The 2,649-nt window shown below is 44.8% G+C and carries 2 protein-coding genes; both read left to right on the top strand.

The genetic code is table 11. The features are described 5' to 3' along the window. The coding region (locus FTU54_RS14940; RefSeq protein ID WP_180074902.1) for an efflux RND transporter periplasmic adaptor subunit at positions 1 to 610 on the top strand (610 nt) is incomplete at its 5' end. Further along, positions 600 to 2,649 (top strand): efflux RND transporter permease subunit (locus tag FTU54_RS14945; protein WP_180074903.1); only part of this gene is annotated, 2,050 nt, incomplete at its 3' end. The genes FTU54_RS14940 and FTU54_RS14945, both read left to right, overlap by 11 nt.

A 2,649-nucleotide genomic window follows, 5' to 3' on the forward strand; every position in this document is an offset into this window, starting at 1 on the left:
CAATAACAATGGGCGTTTTCTGATTAAAGCACCGATCTCTGGGGTGATCAGTCAAAAAGATATTGTGGTCGGTGAAAATGTGCAACTGGCTAATCAGCTCTTTGTCATTGAACAGCTGAAAGATTTATGGCTTGAGTTTAATTTGCCGAATCAATTCTCAGGTCAACTGCAAGCCGGGCAAAAAATTGACTTTAAAGTGAATGATTCAGATCAAATCTATAAAGCTACTGTACAAAGCTTAACCTCTCAGGCAGATGTACAAACAGGGCGTCTGGTGGTGCGCGCAAAACTCGATGCGCAAGCTACTGAGTTGCGTTCTAATGTGTTAGTGAGAGTGTTGATTCCGGAAGCTACAGCAAAATCAGCCCTTCGGATTCAAAAGTCTGCGCTGCAAAGTATTGAAGGTGAAGACAGTATTTTCATCGTAGATTCAGAACAAAAAGGTCAAGTCCACTTAAAAGCACAGAAAGTGCAATTGGGGCAGGCTTCAAGTGATGGACAATGGCTTGAAGTGATTTCTGGGCTGACTGAAGGGCAGAAGTATATCGCTCAAGGCAGTTTCTTGTTGAAATCTGAATTAGAAAAAGACGAGGCAGGCCATGAACATTAATTCTGATCTGCCAAAACCAGAAGGTTTATTCGAACGAATCATTCAGTTTTCCATACAAAATGCGATTTGGGTGTTGCTCTTTGTCTGTACCTGGATTGCGGTCGGGGTGTATAGCTATCAGAAACTCCCGATTGATGCTGTACCCGATATTACCAATACCCAAGTCCAGATTAATACTCAAGCCAAGGGTTTTACTGCGCTTGAAGTCGAACAGCGGATTACCTATCCCATTGAAAATGCCATGGCTGGCATTCCGGATCTGGAGCTTACCCGTTCCATATCCCGTTATGGACTCTCTCAAGTCACCATTGTCTTTAAAGATGGGACTGATATTTATTGGGCCCGTCAGCAGATTAACCAACGGATACAGGAGGCGCAATCTGAGTTGCCTGCACAAATCGCACCGACGATGTCCCCCGTTTCTACGGGTCTCGGTGAGATTTATCAATGGGTACTGAAGGCAGATCCGAATGCGAAAAAGCCGGATGGAACTGCATACACGCCGATGGATTTGCGTGAGATTCAGGACTGGATTGTGCGTCCTCAACTGCAACGTGTTAAGGGAGTTGCAGAGGTCAACAGTATTGGTGGTTTTGAAAAAACCTATGTGGTCTCTCCCGATTTAAACCGGATGCAGCAACTGAATATCTCATTAGAACAACTGCAACAGGCTTTAGCGCAAAATAATGAGAACCGAGGTGCAGGTTATATTGAAGACAATGGTCAGCAACTGACGGTACGTGTACCGGGTACATTCAATGGGCTTTCTGATATTGAGAACACCATGCTGGGTAGCCCAAATGGCAGCCCAATTCGGGTTGGTGATATTGCGCAAGTCTCTATTGGGCATGATTTAAGAACCGGTGGGGCAACCTATAACGGCAAAGAAACCGTTTTAGGGATTGCCATGATGGCGATGGGTGGAAATAGCCGGACTGTTTCTAAAGCTGTGGATGCCAAGCTTCAAGATATTCAGAATAGTTTGCCTAAAGGGGTAGTGATTGAAACGGTGTACGACCGTACTACCTTGGTTGAGAAGGCGATTAAAACCGTTCAGAAAAACTTGGTAGAGGGAGCAATCCTGGTCATCATCATTCTGTTCCTGTTTTTAGGGAATATCCGTGCTGCCTTGATTACTGCCTGTGTCATTCCACTCTCTATGCTGTTTACCTTAACCGGGATGGCACAGAAAAATATCAGTGCCAATCTGATGAGTTTAGGTGCACTCGATTTCGGCATCATTGTCGATGGTGCTGTGGTGATTGTCGAAAACTGTATCCGGCGTTTAGCCCATACACAGCAACTGTTAAAACGACCTCTCACACAAAGTGAACGCTTTAAGGAAGTTTTTCTGGCTGCCCGCCAAGCACGTCGTCCTCTTATTTTTGGTCAGCTTATTATTTTGGTGGTGTATTTGCCGATTTTTGCTTTAAGTGGTGTAGAAGCAAAACTATTTCATCCGATGGCTTTAACCGTTGTTCTCGCACTGGTGGCAGCTATTATTTTATCGATCACCTTTGTGCCCGCTGCAGTTGCTTTATGGGTTAAAGGGGAGATCAAAGAAACGGAAAGCCGTTGGATGATCTGGCTCAAAACCCGATATCAACAGATATTGGATGGAGCCTATCATTACAAAGCGGTGGTTTTAACTTTTGCCATTTGTCTCCTGGTCATTACGGGTCTGCTCAGCACGAAGATTGGCAGTGAGTTTGCACCCCAGCTGAGTGAAGGTGATTTTGCGGTACAGCAATTACGTTCTCCAAGCACAGGCTTGGAAGAGTCTTTACGTATTCAGGAAAATACCGAAAAGCTTTTACTGAAAAACTTTCCCGAAATTAAAGCTATATTTGCCCGTACCGGGACTGCTGAAGTGGCGACAGATGTGATGCCACCGAATATTTCCGATGGTTATATCATGCTGAAACCACGTGAGGAATGGCCAGATTCAAAAGAAAGCCTAGATGCACTTCGAACCCGAATGGAAGCTTATCTTGCGACAATTCCCGGCAATAACAGTGAGTTTTCTCAGCCTATTGAGT

The organism is Acinetobacter sp. YH12116 (assembly GCF_013418895.1).
Lineage (GTDB): Bacteria > Pseudomonadota > Gammaproteobacteria > Pseudomonadales > Moraxellaceae > Acinetobacter > Acinetobacter indicus.